The sequence below is a fragment of the Xanthomonas arboricola pv. juglandis genome (assembly GCF_001013475.1).
GTDB lineage: Bacteria > Pseudomonadota > Gammaproteobacteria > Xanthomonadales > Xanthomonadaceae > Xanthomonas > Xanthomonas arboricola.
In genome coordinates this window covers 13,366-30,828 of record NZ_JZEF01000007.1, presented here as the reverse complement: position 1 = coordinate 30,828, position 17,463 = coordinate 13,366, and the positions used below count along the sequence as shown (strand labels likewise).

Sequence of the window (17,463 nt, the reverse complement as noted above, 5' to 3'; positions counted from 1 at the left end):
CAATGTGAATTACTTCGAATACAACTCGACGATCAGCGCTTCGTTGATATCCGAAGGCAGGTCAGCGCGATCCGGAACGGCCTTGAACACGCCGCTGAACTTCTTCGAATCGACTTCGACCCACGACGGCGTCATGTCGTGCTGCTCAGCCACGGTCAGGGCTTCCTGCACGCGAAGCTGCTTCTGTGCCTTTTCCGACAGCGTGATCGCATCGCCAGCCTTGATCTGGTACGAAGCCAGATTCACCGACTTGCCATTGACCAGCACGCCACGGTGCGACACCAGCTGGCGCGCGGCCGGACGGGTGACGGCAAAGCCCATGCGGTAGCAGACGTTGTCCAGACGGGTTTCCAGCAACTGCAGCAGGTTCTCGCCGGTGTTGCCCTTCTTGGTCGAGGCCTTCTTGTAGTAGTTGCGGAACTGACGTTCCAGCAAACCGTAGATGCGCTTGACCTTCTGCTTTTCACGCAGCTGGGTAGCGTAGTCGGAGAGCTTGCCTTTGCGAGCCGCGCCGTGTTGGCCGGGCTTCTGCTCAAGCTTGCACTTGGAGTCCAGCGCACGCGCCGGGCTCTTGAGGGAAAGGTCGGCGCCTTCGCGGCGGGCGAGCTTACAGGTAGGACCGATATAACGAGCCATTTCTTATCGCTCCCTTTAGACGCGACGCTTCTTCGGCGGACGGCACCCGTTGTGCGGGATTGGCGTCACGTCGATGATGTTGGTGATCTTGTAGCCCACGTTGTTCAACGAACGCACGGCCGACTCACGGCCCGGACCCGGACCCTTGATACGTACTTCCAGCGACTTCACGCCGTAGTCGAGCGCAGCGCGGCCAGCCTTTTCGGCGGCAACCTGAGCAGCGAACGGGGTCGACTTGCGCGAACCACGGAAGCCGGCGCCGCCGGACGTAGCCCACGACAGTGCATTGCCCTGGCGATCGGTGATGGTGACGATGGTGTTGTTGAACGAAGCGTGGACGTGAGCGACGCCGTCAGTGATGACGCGCTTGATCTTCTTCTTCGTTTTCTTTTCTGCTGGCTTTGCCATGATCTATCCCTTACTTCCTGATCGCCTTGCGCGGACCCTTACGGGTGCGGGCGTTGGTACGGGTGCGCTGACCACGCAGCGGGAGACCACGGCGATGACGCAGACCGCGATAGCAGCCCAGGTCCATCAGTCGCTTGATCGCGATACCGATTTCGCGGCGCAGGTCGCCTTCGACGACATACTTGCCGACCTCGGCGCGCAGGCGCTCGATTTCGGGTTCGGACAGATCACGAATCTTCGTGGTCGAGGTAACGCCTGCGGATTCGCAGAGCTTCTTCGAACGGGTACGGCCGATGCCGTAGATGCTTTGCAACCCGACCCAGACGTGCTTCTGGGCTGGCAGGTTGACGCCTGCAATACGCGCCATGACGCGATTCTCCAACTGAGTGATGGCCCGACAGCGCCCAGGCGCCATCCGGCAGGATGGATCAAAAGTGAACTCGGAATTGTAGCAAGGCCTCGGATTGCTTTGAAGCCCGTGGAACCAAAAGTTCCATGGACCCGGCGTGGGGAGTGTGCCCTCGCTCCGGCGCCGGACGATGTTGATCCAGAAAACTTCTCCGAATCGCCTGTACTACTCCCGCACAGGACCACCTCGTCACACCCGCGCGCGAGACGTCGCGCGAGCCGCCCTTCTGATCGGAAGATCGTGGCCCGGGAACCAGGCCGCCTTCACGCAATGAAGGTCTAGTGTACCACTTAACTGCGCGCCAGACCGCCGCGCGAGCCACCCTTGAGGTTGGCCTTCTTCAGCAGGCTCTCATACTGATGCGACATCAGATGGGCCTGGATCTGCGCGATGAAGTCCATCACCACCACCACGGCGATCAGCAACGACGTACCACCGAAGTGAAACGAGGTGCCAAGCTGGGTGCGCATGATTTCCGGCAGCAGGCAGACGATCACCAGGTACAGCGAACCCGCTGCGGTCAGCCGGGTCAGCACGCCGTCAACATAGTCAGCCGTCGCCTTGCCCGGACGGATACCCGGAATCAGTGCGCCCGACTTCTTGAGGTTGTCGGCGGTTTCCTGCGAGTTGAACACCAGCGCGGTATAGAAGAACGCGAAGCCGATGATCAGCGCAGCGAATACCAGCATGTGCACCGGCTCGCCGGGCCCAAGCGCATTGGCGATCTTCTGCAGCCACGAACCCACGCCACTGCCAGATGCCGCCTGACCCGACCACATCGACAGCGTCGCCGGGAAGGCCAGGATGCTGGACGCGAAGATCGGCGGAATCACGCCTGCCATGTTGAGCTTCAGCGGCAGGAACGAGGTCTGGTTCATGTACGCATTGCGACCGCCCTGGCGGCGCGCGTAATTGACCGTGATACGTCGCTGCCCGCGCTCGACAAACACCACAAACAGCGTGAACGCCAGAATGGTGATAACGATCAGCAGCAGCGAAATGAAGCTCAAATTGCCTTCGCGGAAGGCCTCGACGGTCTGGATTGCCGCCGACGGAAGGCCTGCAACGATGCCGGCAAAGATGATCAGCGACACACCGTTACCGATGCCCCGCTCGGTGACCTGCTCGCCCACCCACATCAGGAAGATGGTGCCGGCGGTCAGTGCAATCACTGCGGTGAGCACAAAGCCCATGCCCGGCGCGTACACCACCGGAGCGCCACCAGGCGCGGTCTGGTTCTGCAGGGCCAGCGCGATACTGCCGCCCTGCACCACCGCCAGCAACACCGCACCGATGCGCGAATACTGGGTGATCTTGCGTCGGCCGGATTCGCCTTCCTTCTGCATCGCCTTGAGGGCGGGAAAGATGTGCGTGGCCAACTGGATCACGATCGATGCCGAGATATACGGCATCACGTTCAACGCAAAAATACTGAAACGGTGCAGGGCGCCGCCCGAGAACATGTTGAACATATCCACGATGCCGCCGCCCTGCGCCTGCATCAACGAAAGCATGGCATCGGGATTCACGCCCGGCACCGGCACATAGCAGCCGATGCGATAGACAATCAATGCCCCGAGGACGAACAGTAGCCGCTGGCGAAGTTCCGTGAACTTGCCGAGCCCGCCACCGAGGTTACCAATGCCAGCCTGCGCCATCTGCCGATTACTCCTCTACGCTGCCGCCGGCAGCTTCGATTGCTGCCTTGGCGCCCGCACTTGCGGCGACACCCTTCAGCACGAACTTCTTGCTCAGCTCGCCCTTCAGCACGATCTTCGCCTTCTTGGCGCGGCTCGGGACCAGATTGGCCGCACGCAGCGCTGCAAAGTCGATCTCACCGGCTTCCAGCTTGTCCAGCTGGTAGGACAACACTTCGGCACTGTCACGCGCCATCTTGGAACGGAAGCCGATCTTCGGCAGACGGCGCTGCATCGGCGTCTGGCCGCCTTCGAAGCCGGCCTTGATCTTGCCGCCGCCCTTGCGAGCGAACGAACCCTTGTGGCCGCGGCCGCAGGTCTTGCCAAGGCCGGAGCCGATGCCACGACCGACGCGGGTGCGCTCGGTACGGGCGCCGTCGGCGGGCTTGAGGTCATTGAGATGCAAAGTCATGGGATTAGTCCTCAACCTTGACGAGGTAGTGAACGGTGTTGATCAGACCGCGAACCTGCGGGCTGTCCTTCAGTTCACGCACATCGTTGAGCTTATTCAGGCCCAACGCACGCACCGACAGGCGGTGACGCGACTGGGTTCCACGCAGGCCACGCACCAGGCGCACCTTCACGGTCTTGTCGGTGTCCTTAGCCATGGTTGAGTTCCTCCACCTTCTTGCCGCGCTTGGCCGCAACACGGGCCGGCGACTGCACTTCCGACAGACCCTTCAAGGTTGCACGGACCAGGTTGATCGGATTACGCGAACCAACCGCCTTGGCCAGCACGTTCTTGACGCCGACCGCTTCCAGCACAGCGCGCATGGCGCCGCCGGCGATGACGCCCGTACCTTCCGACGCCGGCTGCATGTAGACGCGTGCTGCGCCATGGCCGGACTTGACGGCATGCCACAAGGTACCGTTGTTCAGATCCACAGTAGCCAGGTTCTTGCGCGCCTGCTCCATCGACTTCTGGATGGCGACCGGCACTTCGCGCGCCTTGCCATAACCGAAACCAACCTTGCCCAGACCATCGCCGACCACGGTCAGCGCGGTGAAGGTGAACTGGCGACCGCCCTTGACCGTCTTGCTGACGCGATTGACCGCGACCAGCTTTTCGATCATGCCATCGTCGACTTTCTCTTCGCGGTTACGGTCGCGATCACGACCCCGCGGTGCACGTTCTTCTGCCATCTTGATTCCTTGATTGATTGAGTATGTACGGCTCGAAGCCGCTTATGGTTGTGGAGCCACGCTGTGTTCCCGGCACCGTTGCAAAAGAACGGGACGGTCCGGCATCTCCCCTGCCGGCGGTAACGCGGTGTGTCCGATGGCCACATCCGCAGCAGTGCTTAGAACTGCAGGCCGCCTTCGCGAGCTGCGTCGGCCAGCGCCTTGATACGGCCATGGTAGCGGTAGCCCGAGCGATCGAATGCGACCTTCTCGATGCCCGCAGCCTTGGCGCGCTCGGCGATCAGCTTGCCGACCTTGACGGCCGCATCACTGTTCTTGCCGTTCTTCAGGCCCTCCTTGACGTCGGCCTGCAGGGTGTTCGCCGCAGCGATCACCTTGGAGCCGTCGGCGGTGAAGACCTGCGCATACAGATGCTGGCCGGTGCGCAGCACCGACAGGCGAGCGACGCCCAGTTCACGGATGTGCGAACGGGTGGACTTGGCGCGACGCAGACGGGCGATGTTCTTGTTGATGCTCATGATATTTATCCTACGGAAGCTGAAGGGAAAGCGCGCTCCTATCAAAAGTCCGCACAGGGATGTGCGGGCTCTTGCGAGGGACTCGCCATCAAGCCTTCTTGGCTTCCTTGCGAATGATGACTTCACCGGCGTACTTCACACCCTTGCCCTTATAGGGCTCCGGCGGACGGAAACCGCGAATCTTGGCGGCAACTTCGCCGACGCGCTGCTTGTCGGCGCCCTGGACCACGATTTCGGTCTGGGTCGGGGTCGACAGCGTGATGCCTTCCGGCGCCACGAACACCAGCGGATGCGAAAAACCGAGCGACAGGCTCAGGTCCTTGCCCTGCATGGCGGCACGGTAACCGACGCCGACCAGCTCGAGCTTGCGCTCGAAGCCCTCGGACACACCCTTGACCATGTTGGCCAGGATCGCGCGCACGGTGCCGGTGATGGCGATCTGCGACGGCTCGTTGGCCGACAGCGTGGCAACGTCGCCGTCGATGGCGATTTCGACGCCGACCGGCTTCGGCAGGGTCAGGGTGCCCTTCGGCCCCTTGACGCTGACCAGCTCGGGCTGGACCTTGAGTTCAACACCCTTCGGAAGGGAAACAGGCTTCTTGGCTACACGGGACATGATCGATTCCTTCCCTTAGGCCACGAAGCACAGGACTTCACCACCAACGCCGGCTTCGCGAGCCTGCGCATCGGTCATGATGCCCTTCGACGTGGAGATGATGGCGATACCCAGGCCGCCAAGGACCTTGGGCAGCTCGGTCTTGCCGCGGTACTGGCGCAGACCCGAGCGCGAGAAACGCTTCAGGGTCTCGATGACCGGACGGCCTTCGAAATACTTCAGCACGATTTCCAGCTCCGACTTGTTGTTCTCGGTCGCTGTCACGCGCAGGTCGGTGATGTAACCCTCGTCCTTCAGGACCTGGGCGATCGCGACCTTGATCTTGGACGACGGCAATTTCACCGTCTGCTTACCAACCGCGGCCGCATTCTTGATGCGTACCAGCAGGTCGGCGATGGGATCAGTCATGCTCATATGAGTACCTTTGAGTGCACCGATATCCGCTTTCGCGAAAATCTTGTGTTTTCCTGGGGACGGGCCAGGACCCTTTACGCCATGCCAGGCCCATGCGGGCAAGACAGAAGCGGAAGTATACGACAAAAGAGCCCGACTTGCGTCGGACTCCCTTGTTGAACAGAACCATCCTGTTCAAGCCGGCCGCGGACGGCCGGCAATGCTGTTACCAGCTTGCCTTACGCAGGCCTGGAACGTCGCCGTTCATCGTGGCCTTGCGCAGCATGTTGCGACCCAGACCGAACTTGCGGTAGACACCGCGCGGACGACCGGACAGCTCGCAACGGTTGCGGTGGCGGCTCGGCGACGAATCGCGCGGCAGCTTCTGCAACTTGGTCGACGCGTCGATCTTCTCTTCGTAGGACGCATCCTGACTGGAGAGGATCTTCTTCAGCGCATCACGCTTGCCGGCGAATTTCTTCGCCAGCTTTGCACGCTTGATGTCGCGGTGGATCATGGAGGTCTTTGCCATTTCGGATGTCCTCGACGGTCAGTTACGGAACGGGAACTTGAACGCTGCCAGCAGCGCCTTCGCTTCCGCATCCGTCTTGGCGGTGGTGGTGATGGCGATATCCATACCGCGAATCGCGTCGACGGCGTCGAAGTCGATTTCCGGGAAGATGATCTGTTCCTTCACACCCATGTTGAAGTTGCCACGACCGTCAAAGGAGCGACCGGAAACACCACGGAAGTCGCGCACGCGCGGCAGCGAGATGTTGATCAGACGATCCAGAAACTCGTACATCTTGGCGCGACGCAACGTGGTCTTGCAGCCGATCGGCCAACCGTCACGAATCTTGAACGATGCGACCGAAACGCGCGACTTGGTGACCACCGGCTTCTGACCGGAGATCTTGGACATGTCGGCGACCGCATTTTCCAGAATCTTCTTGTTGGTAGCCGCCTCGCCCACGCCCATGTTGAGCGTGACCTTGACCAGCTTCGGCACTTCCATCGGATTGGTGTAGCCGAATTCCTTCATCAGGGCCGGCACCACGTTTTCCTTGTAAAACTTTTCGAGACGAGTGTTCATGATCGCATTCCTCAGGCGTCGAGCGCCTCACCGCTGGAGCGGAACACACGCAATTTGCGTCCATCCTCCAGCACCTTGAAGCCAACGCGCTCGCCCTTGCCCGTTGCCGGGTTGACGATATTTACGTTGGAGATATGGATCGACGCTTCACGCTCGACCACGCCGCCGGCGACACCCGCCTGCGGGTTCGGCTTGGTGTGGCGCTTGATGACGTTGGCATTGGAGACGATCACGCGATCGCCATCCACACGCACAACTTCACCCTGCTTACCCTTGTCCTTGCCGGTGTTGATGACGACCTGGTCGCCCTTCTTGATACGGTTAGCCATGTATATGTCCTCCGCTCACAGCACTTCGGGAGCGAGCGAGACGATCTTCATGAACTTCTCGGAACGCAGCTCGCGCGTCACCGGCCCGAAGATGCGGGTCCCGATCGGCTCCTGCTTATTGTTCAACAGCACAGCGGCGTTGCCATCGAAGCGGATCAGCGAACCGTCGGGACGGCGCACACCCTTGCGGGTACGCACCACGACGGCGTCGTAGACTTCGCCCTTCTTGACCTTGCCACGCGGAATGGCGTCCTTGACGGTCACCTTGATGATGTCGCCAATGTGTGCGTAGCGGCGCTTGGAGCCGCCCAGCACCTTGATGCACATCACTTCCTTGGCACCCGAATTGTCGGCGACATCGAGGTAGCTCTGCATCTGGATCATGATTCAGATCTCCCTTATTCGGCCGAACGGGTGACGATTTCGACCACCCGCCAGTTCTTGGTCTTGGACATTGGAGCAATCTCGGTCACACGCACGACGTCGCCTTCGTTGCAGGCATTGTCGGCGTCGTGTGCGTGGAGCTTGGACGAGCGCTTGATGTACTTACCGTACAACGGGTGCTTGACCTGGCGCTCCACCAACACGGTGACCGTCTTGTCCATCTTGTTGCTGACGACACGGCCTTCGACCGTGCGCAGCGCTTGCTTTTCGTTGTTGTCGCTCATCGCGGCCGTCCTTACTTGGTGCTGCCGAGCAGGTACTTGACGCGAGCAATCTCGCGGCGCACCCGGCGGGTATCGTGGGTCTTCGGCAGCTGGCCGGTGACCTGCTGCATACGGAGCGAGAACTGCTCCTTACGCAGATCGGTCAGGTGGGCCTTCAGTTCGTCAGCCGACTTCTCGCGGAGTTGTTTGATATCCATCAGCGCACCGTCCGGGTCACGAAAGTGGTGGTCACCGACAATTTCGCGGCGGCAAGGCGGAACGCCTCACGTGCGATATCTTCGGGAATACCCTCGATTTCATAGATCATGCGGCCCGGCTGAATCTGCGCGACCCAGTACTCCACGTTGCCCTTACCGGAGCCCATGCGGACTTCGATCGGCTTCTTGGTGATCGGCTTGTCGGGGAACACACGAATCCACATCTTGCCGCCCTTCTTGACGTGGCGGCTGATCGTACGACGTGCTGCTTCAATCTGACGCGCGGTCAGCTGACCATGCGCGGTTGCCTTGAGGCCGTACTCGCCGAAGCTGACGGCGTTTCCGCTCCATGCCAGGCCGTCGTTACGGCCCTTGTGCATCTTGCGATATTTGGTTCGCTTGGGTTGCAACATTGCCGTTACCTCGCTTCACGAGCCGGGCGCGAAGGACGGTCACCACGGTCGCCGCGATCGTTACGATCGTTGCGCGGGCTGTCGTCCTGCTTCTCCTGGCCAACCTGGGAGAAGTCAAAGACCTCACCCTTATAGATCCAGACCTTGATGCCGATGATGCCGTACGTCGTGCACGCCTCGGCAAAACCGTAATCGATGTCGGCACGTAGCGTGTGCAGCGGCACGCGGCCTTCGCGGTACCACTCCGAACGGGCAATTTCTGCACCGTTGAGGCGGCCAGCCACATTGACCTTGATGCCCAGGGCACCCAAGCGCATCGCGTTGCCGACCGAGCGCTTCATTGCGCGGCGGAACATGATGCGACGCTCAAGCTGCTGCGCGATCGACTCGGCGACCAGCTGCGCATCCAGCTCCGGCTTGCGCACTTCGGTGACATTGATGTGGGCAGGAACACCCATCATCGCGCTCACTTCCTTACGCAGCTTTTCGATGTCCTCGCCACGCTTGCCGATCACCACGCCCGGACGGGCGGTGTGGATCGTCACGCGGGCGGTTTTGGCAGGGCGCTCGATCAAGATCTTGCTGATACCTGCCTGCGCGAGCTTCTTGCGCAGCATTTCACGCACTTTCAGGTCGGCTGCCAGGTAGGCGGCGAAGTCGGCCTTGCTTGCGTACCACTTGGAATTCCAGTCCTTGGCGATGCCAAGGCGAATTCCAGTCGGATGAACTTTATGACCCATGGTCTTTTCCTTTCCGCTTACTTGGCGGCGCCAACAATCACAGTGATGTGACTGGTGCGCTTGAGGATGCGGGTACCGCGGCCTTTCGCCCGCGCCATGAAACGCTTCAGGGAGGGACCTTCATCAACCATGATGGTCTTGACCTTCAGCTCGTCGACATCCGCGCCCTGATTGTTCTCGGCATTGGCAATAGCCGACTCCACAACCTTTTTGATCAGGTGCGCAGCCTTCTTGTCCGAGAACTTCAGCAGATTGACCGCACGTTCGGCGGACAGTCCACGCACCTGGTCAGCGACCAGGCGGGCCTTCTGCGGGGAGATGCGCGCGGTGCGCAGGATTGCTTTCGCTTCCATCGTCATCTCTCCTTACCTGCTCGACTTCTTGTCGCCACCGTGACCCTTGAAGGTCCGGGTGACGGCAAATTCGCCGAGCTTGTGGCCGACCATATTCTCGTTGACGAGCACCGGAATGTGGTTCTTGCCGTTATGCACGGCGATGGTGATGCCTACCATTTCCGGCAGGATCATCGAACGGCGCGACCAGGTCTTGATCGGCTTCTTGCTACCCGCAGCGGACTCCACCTTCTTTGCAAGGTGGTGATCGACGAACGGGCCCTTCTTAAGTGAACGTGCCATGGTCGATTAGCCCCTACGGTCGCGGACGATGAATTGCTGGGTACGCTTGTTCTTGCGCGTCTTGTAACCCTTGGTCGGAACACCCCACGGGGTGACCGGATGCGGATTACCCTGGCCAGCCTTGGCCTCACCACCACCGTGCGGGTGATCGACCGGGTTCATGGCCGCACCGCGAACGGTCGGACGAACACCGCGCCAGCGCTTGGCGCCAGCCTTGCCCAGCTTCTCGAGGTTGTGCTCGTCGTTGCCGACTTCGCCGATGGTGGCGCGGCACTCGACCGGCACCTTGCGCATTTCGCCCGAGCGCAGACGCAGCGTGGCATAGATGCCTTCGCGAGCGACCAGCTGGACGGCTGCACCGGCAGCACGTGCGATCTGAGCGCCCTTACCCGGCTTCAGCTCGATACCGTGGACCGTCGTACCGACCGGGATGTTGCGCAGCGGCAGCGTGTTGCCGATCTTGATCGGTGCATTGGCACCGGCAATGACCTGATCGCCAGCCTTCAAGCCCTTGGGGGCGATGATGTAGCGACGCTCGCCGTCGACGTAGCACAGCAGGGCGATATGAGCGGTACGGTTCGGATCGTATTCGATCCGCTCCACACGCGCCGGAATGCCTTCCTTGTTGCGCTTGAAGTCGATGATGCGGTAGTGCTGCTTGTGACCACCACCGACGTGACGCACGGTGATGCGGCCATGGTGGTTACGACCACCGGACTTGCTCTGCGAATCGAGCAGCGCCGCGTGCGGTGCGCCCTTATGCAGATCGGGAGTAACCACGCGCACGGCGGAACGACGGCCGGGAGAGGTGGGTTTGAACTTCATCAATGGCATGGGATGGACCTCAGGCCTTGGCCGTTACGTCGATGGACTGACCATCAACCAGGCGGACGTACGCCTTGCGCCAATTGCCACGGCTGCCAGCACGGTTACGGAAGGACTTGCTCTTGCCCTTGACGTTTACCACGTTGACCGCTTTGACCTTGACGTCGAACAACTGCTCAACCGCGGCCTTTACATCGGCCTTGGTGGCTTCGTTCGAAACTTCGAAGACATACTGGTTGGAGATTTCCTGCAGGCGCGCGGTCTTTTCGGAGACTCGCGGAGCACGCAGCACGCTGAAGATTTTTTCGTTGCTGCTCATGCCAGCCACTCCTCGACCTTCTTGACCGCATCGGCGGTGATCACGACCGTATCGGCCCCGACCAGAGCGACCGGATCCAGACCCTGCACATCACGCACCTGCACATACGGCAGATTGCGGGCGGACAGATACAGGTGCTCGGATGCTTCCTCGGTGACGATCAGCGGGCGCTTGCCCACATCCAGTCCCTTCAGCTTCTCGATCAGACCCTGGGTCTTGGTGGTTTCGACGTCGAACGCATCGACGATCATCAGGCGACCCTGGCGGTTAAGCTCAGAGAAGATCGCGCAGATGGCCGCACGGTACATCTTGCGGTTGACTTTCTGTTCGAAGCTGCGCGGCTTGGCCGCGAAGGTCACGCCGCCACCGACGAAGATCGGAGCCGTCAGCGCGCCATGACGCGCACCGCCGCCCTTCTGCTTCTTCGACTTCTTGGTCGTGCCCGCAACTTCCGAACGCGTCTTCTGAGCCTTGGTACCAGCGCGACCGGCATTGCGATAAGCGACGACGACCTGGTGAACCAGATCTTCGCTGAATTCGCGACCGAACACGGCATCGGAGACCGAGACCTTGTTGTTGCTACCCGTGATAACGAGTTCCATCGTCATCTCTCCTTATGCCTTGCTCGCCGGACGGACGATCACGTCGCCACCAGCTGCGCCAGGCACGGCGCCGCGGATAGCAATCAGACCACGCTCGACGTCGACCTTGACCACTTCCAGGTTCTGCGTGCTTTGCTGCACGGCGCCCATGTGGCCCGACATCTTCTTACCCGGGAAAACGCGACCCGGGGTCTGGCGCTGACCCAACGAACCCGGCGCGCGATGCGACAGCGAGTTACCGTGAGTTGCATCGCCCATACGGAAGTTGTAGCGCTTGATGGTGCCCTGGAAACCCTTACCCTTGGTGACGCCCTGGACGTCGACCTTCTGGCCGACCTCGAAGATGTCCGCCTTGATTTCGCCGCCGACGGCGAAATCGCCGAGCTGCGCGTCTTCAACGCGGAATTCCCACAGGCCGCGACCCGCTTCCACCTTCGCCTTGGCGAAGTGGCCAGCAGCCGGCTTGTTGACCAGCGCGGCACGACGGGCACCAACGGTAATCTGCACAGCGCTGTAGCCGTCAGCTTCGACGGTCTTGATCTGCGCGATGCGGTTTGGAGTTGCTTCGATCAGCGTGACCGGTACCGAGCGACCGTCTTCAGTGAAGACGCGGCTCATACCAGCCTTGCGGCCTACGAAGCCCAACGAATATTTCTTCGTCATGGTCGTAGTCCTCAGGTCAACTTGATCTGAACGTCGACGCCAGCCGCGAGTTCGAGCTTCATCAGCGCGTCCACGGTCTTGTCGTTCGGGTCGACGATATCGAGCACACGCTTGTGCGTGCGGGTTTCGTACTGGTCACGCGCATCCTTGTCGGCATGCGGGGATACGAGGATGGTGTAACGTTCGATCTTGGTCGGCAACGGGATCGGGCCACGCACTTGCGCGCCGGTCCGCTTAGCCGTTTCGACGATCTCGCTGGCCGAACGGTCGATCAAACGATGATCGAACGCCTTCAACCGAATCCGGATCTTTTGTTCCGACATGACGGAAGCTTCCTTCGTTAAAAGAGCGACGGGCAAGGCCTCTGGGATACCTGCCCCGATATTCCTGACGTAGATGAAATCGTCATGCATCCTGCTGACGAGGGCATTTCCTCCGCCCAAAAACTGAGGCAGACCGGTAAACCGGCCCGCCCAGACGGAAAAGTATAATGCGCAACAAGAGCACGGTCAACAACATGTGAGTTGTTGAGTGCTCCATGCAACGCGACCTTCCCGGTCTGGCGAACACGAGCGGCATCCTGCCGTTCTTTTCGCTGTAACTCAGCGCCCTACCCAGGGACACCGAGCCGCGCATTATAGCGATGGGCTTTTACCTGTGCAAGCGCCCCGCTCCATCAATACGCTGTCTTGTGCATGTCCACCCGGCCTGGCGCACAAAAAAAGGGCCGGCTTGCGCCGACCCTCCCTTTTGCAGATCCAGCGACTGAACGCCGCCGGGCTGCAGGCACTTACTTGATGATCTTGGCAACCACACCGGCGCCGACGGTACGACCGCCTTCACGGATGGCGAAGCGCAGACCTTCGTCCATCGCGACCGGGTTGATCAGGGTCACGACCATCTTCACGTTGTCGCCCGGCATCACCATCTCCACGCCTTCCGGCAGCTGGCAAGCGCCAGTGATGTCGGTGGTGCGGAAGTAGAACTGCGGACGATAGCCCTTGAAGAACGGGGTATGACGGCCACCCTCATCCTTGGACAGCACGTACACTTCGGCCTCGAACTCGGTATGCGGCTTGATCGAACCCGGCTTGCACAGCACTTGGCCGCGCTCGACGTCGTCACGCTTGGTGCCGCGCAGCAGCAGACCGGCGTTGTCGCCTGCCTGACCCTGGTCCAGCAGCTTGCGGAACATTTCCACGCCGGTGACGGTGGTCTTCTGGGTGTCACGGATACCGACGATTTCGATTTCGTCGCCGACCTTGATGATGCCGCGCTCGATACGACCGGTCACCACGGTGCCGCGGCCGGAGATCGAGAACACGTCTTCGACCGGCATCAGGAACGGACGATCAACGTCGCGGGTCGGCTCCGGAATGAACGAATCCAGCGCCTCGACCAGCTTCAGGATCGCCGGCACGCCGATCTCGCTCTGATCGCCGTCCAGCGCCAGACGCGCCGAACCGTGGATGATCGGGGTGTCATCGCCCGGGAAGTCGTACTTGCTGAGCAGCTCGCGCACTTCCATTTCGACCAGCTCGAGCAGCTCGGCGTCGTCAACCATGTCGGCCTTGTTCAGGAACACGACGATGTGCGGCACACCGACCTGACGCGAGAGCAGGATGTGCTCACGGGTCTGCGGCATCGGGCCGTCAGCAGCCGAACATACCAGGATTGCGCCGTCCATCTGCGCCGCACCGGTGATCATGTTCTTGACGTAGTCGGCGTGGCCGGGGCAATCGACGTGCGCGTAGTGACGGTTCGGGGATTCGTATTCGACGTGGGCGGTCGAAATCGTGATGCCGCGCGCCTTCTCTTCCGGCGCCGCGTCGATCGCGTCATACGCCTTGAACTCGCCACCGAAACGCTCAGCACCGATCTTGGTCAGCGCGGCTGTCAACGTGGTCTTGCCATGGTCAACGTGACCGATGGTGCCGACGTTCACGTGCGGCTTGGTGCGCTCAAATTTAGCTTTTGCCATGACTAACTACCTCTAATTGAAAAATTTGTGAGAAGCGGCTGAGCGAACTCAGCCCTTCTTGGTGACGGCGTCGGCGATGTTGGCCGGTGCCTCTTCGTAGTGGTCGAATTCCATCGAGAACGTCGCACGGCCCTGGCTCATCGAGCGCAGCGAGGTCGCGTAGCCGAACATTTCACCCAGCGGAATCATCGCGTTGATGATCTTGCCCGACGGGCTGTCGTCCTGACCCTGCAACACGCCACGACGGCGGCTCACGTCGCCCATCACGTCACCCAGGTAATCCTCCGGACTGACGATTTCGACCTTCATGATCGGCTCCAGCAACACCGGGCTGGCTTTCGCAAAGCCCTGCTTGAACGCCATCGACGCGGCCAGCTTGAACGCCATTTCCGAGGAGTCGACGTCGTGGTACGAACCGAACACCAGCTTGACCTTCACGCCCACCACCGGGAAGCCGGCGATCGGACCACTGGTGATCGTCTCGCGCAGACCCTTTTCGACCGAGGGGATGAATTCCTTCGGGATGATGCCGCCGGTGATGTCGTTGATGAAGAGGAAATCGTCCTTGACGTTGTCGCTCTTGCGATCGTCCTCGGTCATCGGCGACAGCTCGATCACCACGTGACCGTACTGACCCTTACCACCGGACTGCTTGGCGTGCTTGTAGTCGGACTTGACGTCGGACTTGCGGATGGTTTCGCGGTAGGCCACCTGCGGCTTGCCGACGTTGGCCTCGACATTGAACTCGCGACGCATACGGTCGACGATGATGTCCAGGTGCAACTCGCCCATGCCCGAGATGATGGTCTGGCCGGATTCTTCGTCGGTCTTGACGCGGAACGAGGGATCTTCCTGCGCCAGACGGCCCAGGGCCATGCCCATCTTTTCCTGGTCCGACTTGGTCTTGGGCTCCACCGCCATCGAGATCACCGGCTCCGGGAACACCATGCGCTCCAGGGTGATGACCTTGTCCTGCGCACACAGCGTGTCGCCGGTGGTGACGTCCTTCAGACCCACGGCAGCGGCGATGTCACCAGCGCGCACTTCCTTGATCTCTTCGCGATTGTTGGAGTGCATCTGCAGGATGCGGCCCACGCGCTCTTTCTTCGACTTGACCGGGTTGTAGACCTGGTCGCCGGAGTTCAACGTGCCCGAGTAGACACGGAAGAACGTCAGCGAGCCCACGAACGGGTCGGTCATGATCTTGAACGCCAACGCCGAGAACGGCGCGGTATCGGTGGCCGGACGGGTGTCTTCCTTCTCGTCCTCATCGATACCCTGGACCGGCGGACGGTCGGCCGGCGACGGCAGCAGGTGCACGACGCCGTCGAGCATGGCCTGCACGCCCTTGTTCTTGAACGCCGAGCCACAGAACACCGGCACGATTTCGACCTTCAGGGTGCGCTCGCGCAGACCCACCAGGATCTCTTCTTCGCTCAGGTCGCCTTCGTTGAGGTACTTGTCCATCAGGTCTTCGCTGGCTTCTGCAGCCGCCTCGACCATGAACGAACGCGCCTCGGTCGCGATCTCGACCAGATCGGCCGGGATGTCGCGGTATTCGAAAGTGGTGCCCTGCGATGCGGTATCCCAATGGATCGCCTTCATCTTGAGCAGGTCGACCACGCCCTCGAAGCCATCTTCAGCGCCGATCGGCACCTGCATCGGCACGGCGTACGCACCCAGACGGGCCTTCAGCTGCTCGACGACCTTGTCGAAGTTGGCACCGGTACGGTCCATCTTGTTGACGAAGGCCATGCGCGGCACGGCGTACTTGTTGGCCTGGCGCCACACGGTCTCGGACTGCGGCTGCACGCCACCGACGGCGCACAGCACGAACACCGCACCGTCGAGCACGCGCAAGGAGCGCTCCACTTCGATGGTGAAGTCAACGTGCCCGGGGGTGTCGATGATGTTGAAGCGGTGCTGCGGCATGGACTTGTCCATGCCCGACCAGAACGCGGTGGTCGCAGCGGAGGTGATGGTGATACCACGCTCCTGCTCCTGCTCCATCCAGTCCATCACTGCAGCGCCGTCATGGACTTCGCCGATCTTGTGACTGACACCGGTGTAGAACAGGATGCGCTCGGAGGTGGTGGTCTTGCCGGCATCGATGTGGGCCATGATGCCGAAGTTGCGGTAACGCTCGATAGGGGTGGTGCGGGCCACGGGGAGCCTCTCAATTTCTTGGATTTCGGATGGCCGAACGCCGCCTTTCGGCGGCCTTCGGATTGGATGCGACGCGTAACGCGTCGCAAACAGCACTCAGATGGTGCTGAAGGGCCCCGTTACCAAGGCCCACGAGGTCACCAGCGGTAATGTGCGAACGCCTTGTTCGCCTCCGCCATACGGTGCGTCTCTTCGCGCTTCTTGATCGCGCCGCCACGGCTTTCCGAGGCGTCCAACAGTTCTGCAGCCAGCTTGCGCGGCATGGTGTTCTCGCCACGCTTGCGCGCGGAATCGATCAACCAGCGCATTGCCAGCGCCATGCGACGGGAGGAGCGCACTTCGACGGGCACCTGATAGGTAGCACCACCGACGCGACGCGATTTAACTTCGACAGCCGGGGCCACGTTGTCCAGTGCTTTCTGCACCAGCTCGACGGCATTCGGATTCTTTTCGCCAATGACGTCCATCGCGCCATAGACAATTTTCTCAGCAACCGACTTCTTGCCACTTTGCATCACCATATTGATGAAGCGGGCAATGGTTTCGCTGCCATGCTTTGGATCAGGCAGGACGGTGCGCTGCGGAGTAGAACCTTTACGGGACATTGGAGTGTTTCCTTAGCTCTTCGGGCGCTTGGCGCCGTACTTGGAACGACCTTGACGGCGCTTTGCGACGCCGGCGGCGTCCAGCGAACCACGGACGGTGTGATAACGCACACCGGGAAGATCCTTGACGCGGCCACCACGAATCAGGACCACGGAGTGCTCCTGCAGGTTGTGGCCTTCACCACCGATGTAGCTGATGACCTCTTCCTGGTTCGTCAGGCGCACTTTGGCAACCTTACGTAGGGCCGAGTTCGGCTTCTTCGGGGTAGTGGTGTAGACGCGTGTGCAGACGCCACGGCGCTGCGGACACTTGTCCAGTGCCGGGGAGGCACTCTTGTAGGTGGTCGCTTGCCGAGGCTTGCGGACCAGCTGATTGATCGTCGTCATCAGTTGATTCTTCTGATTGA

General features: G+C 61.0%; 29 protein-coding genes. All 29 read right to left on the bottom strand.

The window, feature by feature from the left end:
* Nucleotides 1-9 precede the first annotated feature (9 nt).
* Complete coding sequence (rpsD, locus tag XARJCFBP2528_RS21110) at nt 10-636, bottom strand: 30S ribosomal protein S4 (RefSeq protein WP_002811641.1); 627 nt, start codon at nt 634-636, stop codon at nt 10-12.
* Nucleotides 637-651: 15 nt separating this feature from the next.
* Entirely contained in the window at nt 652-1,044 is a 393-nt protein-coding gene (rpsK, locus tag XARJCFBP2528_RS21105) for a 30S ribosomal protein S11 (protein ID WP_003486671.1), read from the bottom strand.
* Between the two features lie 10 nt (nt 1,045-1,054).
* Entirely contained in the window at nt 1,055-1,411 is a 357-nt protein-coding gene (gene rpsM / locus XARJCFBP2528_RS21100; protein WP_003486672.1) for a 30S ribosomal protein S13, read from the bottom strand.
* Between the two features lie 332 nt (nt 1,412-1,743).
* A complete protein-coding gene (gene secY, locus XARJCFBP2528_RS21095) occupies nt 1,744-3,111 on the bottom strand; it encodes a preprotein translocase subunit SecY (protein WP_016900648.1) in 1,368 nt (455 codons plus the stop codon).
* Between the two features lie 7 nt (nt 3,112-3,118).
* Entirely contained in the window at nt 3,119-3,562 is a 444-nt protein-coding gene (gene rplO / locus XARJCFBP2528_RS21090) for a 50S ribosomal protein L15 (protein WP_016900650.1), read from the bottom strand.
* Between the two features lie 4 nt (nt 3,563-3,566).
* Entirely contained in the window at nt 3,567-3,758 is a 192-nt protein-coding gene (gene rpmD, locus XARJCFBP2528_RS21085; RefSeq protein ID WP_016900652.1) for a 50S ribosomal protein L30, read from the bottom strand.
* Nucleotides 3,751-4,293, bottom strand: coding sequence for a 30S ribosomal protein S5 (gene rpsE, locus XARJCFBP2528_RS21080; RefSeq protein ID WP_003486682.1), 543 nt, complete (start codon nt 4,291-4,293; stop codon nt 3,751-3,753). The genes rpmD and rpsE overlap by 8 nt, the downstream gene beginning before the upstream one ends.
* Before the next feature lie 158 nt (nt 4,294-4,451).
* Nucleotides 4,452-4,811, bottom strand: a complete 360-nt coding sequence (gene rplR, locus XARJCFBP2528_RS21075) for a 50S ribosomal protein L18 (RefSeq protein WP_016900655.1) — start codon at nt 4,809-4,811, stop codon at nt 4,452-4,454.
* 88 nt (nt 4,812-4,899) lie between these two features.
* A complete protein-coding gene (gene rplF / locus XARJCFBP2528_RS21070) occupies nt 4,900-5,427 on the bottom strand; it encodes a 50S ribosomal protein L6 (RefSeq protein WP_016900656.1) in 528 nt (175 codons plus the stop codon).
* Nucleotides 5,428-5,442: 15 nt separating this feature from the next.
* Nucleotides 5,443-5,841 carry a 30S ribosomal protein S8 gene (rpsH, locus tag XARJCFBP2528_RS21065; protein ID WP_010371096.1) on the bottom strand — a complete coding sequence of 133 codons (399 nt, stop codon included), beginning with the start codon at nt 5,839-5,841 and terminating at the stop codon, nt 5,443-5,445.
* A gap of 205 nt (nt 5,842-6,046) precedes the next feature.
* A complete protein-coding gene (gene rpsN, locus XARJCFBP2528_RS21060) occupies nt 6,047-6,352 on the bottom strand; it encodes a 30S ribosomal protein S14 (protein ID WP_005917137.1) in 306 nt (101 codons plus the stop codon).
* 18 nt (nt 6,353-6,370) lie between these two features.
* Nucleotides 6,371-6,913 carry a 50S ribosomal protein L5 gene (gene rplE, locus XARJCFBP2528_RS21055; RefSeq protein ID WP_010371090.1) on the bottom strand — a complete coding sequence of 181 codons (543 nt, stop codon included), beginning with the start codon at nt 6,911-6,913 and terminating at the stop codon, nt 6,371-6,373.
* A gap of 11 nt (nt 6,914-6,924) precedes the next feature.
* Nucleotides 6,925-7,242: a 50S ribosomal protein L24 gene (gene rplX / locus XARJCFBP2528_RS21050; protein WP_003486696.1), complete on the bottom strand. Its 318-nt coding sequence runs from the start codon at nt 7,240-7,242 to the stop codon at nt 6,925-6,927.
* A gap of 15 nt (nt 7,243-7,257) precedes the next feature.
* Complete coding sequence (gene rplN, locus XARJCFBP2528_RS21045) at nt 7,258-7,626, bottom strand: 50S ribosomal protein L14 (protein WP_003486699.1); 369 nt, start codon at nt 7,624-7,626, stop codon at nt 7,258-7,260.
* A 14-nt stretch (nt 7,627-7,640) separates the two neighbouring features.
* The gene (rpsQ, locus tag XARJCFBP2528_RS21040) at nt 7,641-7,910 is read right to left on the bottom strand and encodes a 30S ribosomal protein S17 (protein ID WP_016900663.1); all 270 of its coding nucleotides are present in this window, start codon (nt 7,908-7,910) and stop codon (nt 7,641-7,643) included.
* Between the two features lie 11 nt (nt 7,911-7,921).
* Nucleotides 7,922-8,107: a 50S ribosomal protein L29 gene (gene rpmC / locus XARJCFBP2528_RS21035; RefSeq protein WP_006450638.1), complete on the bottom strand. Its 186-nt coding sequence runs from the start codon at nt 8,105-8,107 to the stop codon at nt 7,922-7,924.
* Nucleotides 8,107-8,520 (bottom strand): 50S ribosomal protein L16, encoded by a 414-nt coding sequence (rplP, locus tag XARJCFBP2528_RS21030; protein ID WP_011036127.1) that lies wholly within the window; start codon nt 8,518-8,520, stop codon nt 8,107-8,109. The genes rpmC and rplP overlap by 1 nt, the downstream gene beginning before the upstream one ends.
* Before the next feature lie 5 nt (nt 8,521-8,525).
* Nucleotides 8,526-9,260 (bottom strand): 30S ribosomal protein S3, encoded by a 735-nt coding sequence (gene rpsC / locus XARJCFBP2528_RS21025; RefSeq protein ID WP_016900664.1) that lies wholly within the window; start codon nt 9,258-9,260, stop codon nt 8,526-8,528.
* Between the two features lie 17 nt (nt 9,261-9,277).
* The gene (rplV, locus tag XARJCFBP2528_RS21020) at nt 9,278-9,613 is read right to left on the bottom strand and encodes a 50S ribosomal protein L22 (RefSeq protein WP_002811686.1); all 336 of its coding nucleotides are present in this window, start codon (nt 9,611-9,613) and stop codon (nt 9,278-9,280) included.
* 12 nt (nt 9,614-9,625) lie between these two features.
* Entirely contained in the window at nt 9,626-9,895 is a 270-nt protein-coding gene (rpsS, locus tag XARJCFBP2528_RS21015; protein ID WP_005993369.1) for a 30S ribosomal protein S19, read from the bottom strand.
* Nucleotides 9,896-9,901: 6 nt separating this feature from the next.
* Nucleotides 9,902-10,729 carry a 50S ribosomal protein L2 gene (rplB, locus tag XARJCFBP2528_RS21010; RefSeq protein ID WP_026063963.1) on the bottom strand — a complete coding sequence of 276 codons (828 nt, stop codon included), beginning with the start codon at nt 10,727-10,729 and terminating at the stop codon, nt 9,902-9,904.
* 10 nt (nt 10,730-10,739) lie between these two features.
* Nucleotides 10,740-11,039: a 50S ribosomal protein L23 gene (gene rplW, locus XARJCFBP2528_RS21005; RefSeq protein ID WP_002811694.1), complete on the bottom strand. Its 300-nt coding sequence runs from the start codon at nt 11,037-11,039 to the stop codon at nt 10,740-10,742.
* The gene (gene rplD, locus XARJCFBP2528_RS21000) at nt 11,036-11,641 is read right to left on the bottom strand and encodes a 50S ribosomal protein L4 (RefSeq protein ID WP_016900669.1); all 606 of its coding nucleotides are present in this window, start codon (nt 11,639-11,641) and stop codon (nt 11,036-11,038) included. Before rplD ends, rplW begins: the two co-directional genes overlap by 4 nt.
* Nucleotides 11,642-11,653: 12 nt before the next feature.
* Nucleotides 11,654-12,304 carry a 50S ribosomal protein L3 gene (gene rplC, locus XARJCFBP2528_RS20995; RefSeq protein ID WP_006450633.1) on the bottom strand — a complete coding sequence of 217 codons (651 nt, stop codon included), beginning with the start codon at nt 12,302-12,304 and terminating at the stop codon, nt 11,654-11,656.
* Nucleotides 12,305-12,315: 11 nt separating this feature from the next.
* Nucleotides 12,316-12,627, bottom strand: a complete 312-nt coding sequence (gene rpsJ, locus XARJCFBP2528_RS20990; protein ID WP_003486723.1) for a 30S ribosomal protein S10 — start codon at nt 12,625-12,627, stop codon at nt 12,316-12,318.
* Between the two features lie 467 nt (nt 12,628-13,094).
* Nucleotides 13,095-14,285 carry an elongation factor Tu gene (gene tuf / locus XARJCFBP2528_RS20985; protein ID WP_016900672.1) on the bottom strand — a complete coding sequence of 397 codons (1,191 nt, stop codon included), beginning with the start codon at nt 14,283-14,285 and terminating at the stop codon, nt 13,095-13,097.
* Nucleotides 14,286-14,333: 48 nt separating this feature from the next.
* On the bottom strand, nt 14,334-16,451 hold the full coding sequence (gene fusA / locus XARJCFBP2528_RS20980) for an elongation factor G (protein ID WP_016900674.1): 2,118 nt from the start codon (nt 16,449-16,451) through the stop codon (nt 14,334-14,336).
* Nucleotides 16,452-16,588: 137 nt separating this feature from the next.
* A complete protein-coding gene (rpsG, locus tag XARJCFBP2528_RS20975; RefSeq protein WP_005993356.1) occupies nt 16,589-17,056 on the bottom strand; it encodes a 30S ribosomal protein S7 in 468 nt (155 codons plus the stop codon).
* Between the two features lie 12 nt (nt 17,057-17,068).
* On the bottom strand, nt 17,069-17,443 hold the full coding sequence (gene rpsL / locus XARJCFBP2528_RS20970; RefSeq protein ID WP_002811712.1) for a 30S ribosomal protein S12: 375 nt from the start codon (nt 17,441-17,443) through the stop codon (nt 17,069-17,071).
* Nucleotides 17,444-17,463 lie beyond the last annotated feature (20 nt).

Coding starts and splice junctions, on each gene's coding strand:
- rpsD (WP_002811641.1), bottom strand. CDS start 636: ATGGCTCGTTATATCGGTCCTACCTGTAAGCTCGCCCGCCGCGAAGGC.
- rpsK (WP_003486671.1), bottom strand. CDS start 1,044: ATGGCAAAGCCAGCAGAAAAGAAAACGAAGAAGAAGATCAAGCGCGTC.
- rpsM (WP_003486672.1), bottom strand. CDS start 1,411: ATGGCGCGTATTGCAGGCGTCAACCTGCCAGCCCAGAAGCACGTCTGG.
- secY (WP_016900648.1), bottom strand. CDS start 3,111: ATGGCGCAGGCTGGCATTGGTAACCTCGGTGGCGGGCTCGGCAAGTTC.
- rplO (WP_016900650.1), bottom strand. CDS start 3,562: ATGACTTTGCATCTCAATGACCTCAAGCCCGCCGACGGCGCCCGTACC.
- rpmD (WP_016900652.1), bottom strand. CDS start 3,758: ATGGCTAAGGACACCGACAAGACCGTGAAGGTGCGCCTGGTGCGTGGC.
- rpsE (WP_003486682.1), bottom strand. CDS start 4,293: ATGGCAGAAGAACGTGCACCGCGGGGTCGTGATCGCGACCGTAACCGC.
- rplR (WP_016900655.1), bottom strand. CDS start 4,811: ATGAGCATCAACAAGAACATCGCCCGTCTGCGTCGCGCCAAGTCCACC.
- rplF (WP_016900656.1), bottom strand. CDS start 5,427: ATGTCCCGTGTAGCCAAGAAGCCTGTTTCCCTTCCGAAGGGTGTTGAA.
- rpsH (WP_010371096.1), bottom strand. CDS start 5,841: ATGAGCATGACTGATCCCATCGCCGACCTGCTGGTACGCATCAAGAAT.
- rpsN (WP_005917137.1), bottom strand. CDS start 6,352: ATGGCAAAGACCTCCATGATCCACCGCGACATCAAGCGTGCAAAGCTG.
- rplE (WP_010371090.1), bottom strand. CDS start 6,913: ATGAACACTCGTCTCGAAAAGTTTTACAAGGAAAACGTGGTGCCGGCC.
- rplX (WP_003486696.1), bottom strand. CDS start 7,242: ATGGCTAACCGTATCAAGAAGGGCGACCAGGTCGTCATCAACACCGGC.
- rplN (WP_003486699.1), bottom strand. CDS start 7,626: ATGATCCAGATGCAGAGCTACCTCGATGTCGCCGACAATTCGGGTGCC.
- rpsQ (WP_016900663.1), bottom strand. CDS start 7,910: ATGAGCGACAACAACGAAAAGCAAGCGCTGCGCACGGTCGAAGGCCGT.
- rpmC (WP_006450638.1), bottom strand. CDS start 8,107: ATGGATATCAAACAACTCCGCGAGAAGTCGGCTGACGAACTGAAGGCC.
- rplP (WP_011036127.1), bottom strand. CDS start 8,520: ATGTTGCAACCCAAGCGAACCAAATATCGCAAGATGCACAAGGGCCGT.
- rpsC (WP_016900664.1), bottom strand. CDS start 9,260: ATGGGTCATAAAGTTCATCCGACTGGAATTCGCCTTGGCATCGCCAAG.
- rplV (WP_002811686.1), bottom strand. CDS start 9,613: ATGGAAGCGAAAGCAATCCTGCGCACCGCGCGCATCTCCCCGCAGAAG.
- rpsS (WP_005993369.1), bottom strand. CDS start 9,895: ATGGCACGTTCACTTAAGAAGGGCCCGTTCGTCGATCACCACCTTGCA.
- rplB (WP_026063963.1), bottom strand. CDS start 10,729: ATGCCATTGATGAAGTTCAAACCCACCTCTCCCGGCCGTCGTTCCGCC.
- rplW (WP_002811694.1), bottom strand. CDS start 11,039: ATGAGCAGCAACGAAAAAATCTTCAGCGTGCTGCGTGCTCCGCGAGTC.
- rplD (WP_016900669.1), bottom strand. CDS start 11,641: ATGGAACTCGTTATCACGGGTAGCAACAACAAGGTCTCGGTCTCCGAT.
- rplC (WP_006450633.1), bottom strand. CDS start 12,304: ATGACGAAGAAATATTCGTTGGGCTTCGTAGGCCGCAAGGCTGGTATG.
- rpsJ (WP_003486723.1), bottom strand. CDS start 12,627: ATGTCGGAACAAAAGATCCGGATTCGGTTGAAGGCGTTCGATCATCGT.
- tuf (WP_016900672.1), bottom strand. CDS start 14,285: ATGGCAAAAGCTAAATTTGAGCGCACCAAGCCGCACGTGAACGTCGGC.
- rpsG (WP_005993356.1), bottom strand. CDS start 17,056: ATGTCCCGTAAAGGTTCTACTCCGCAGCGCACCGTCCTGCCTGATCCA.
- rpsL (WP_002811712.1), bottom strand. CDS start 17,443: ATGACGACGATCAATCAGCTGGTCCGCAAGCCTCGGCAAGCGACCACC.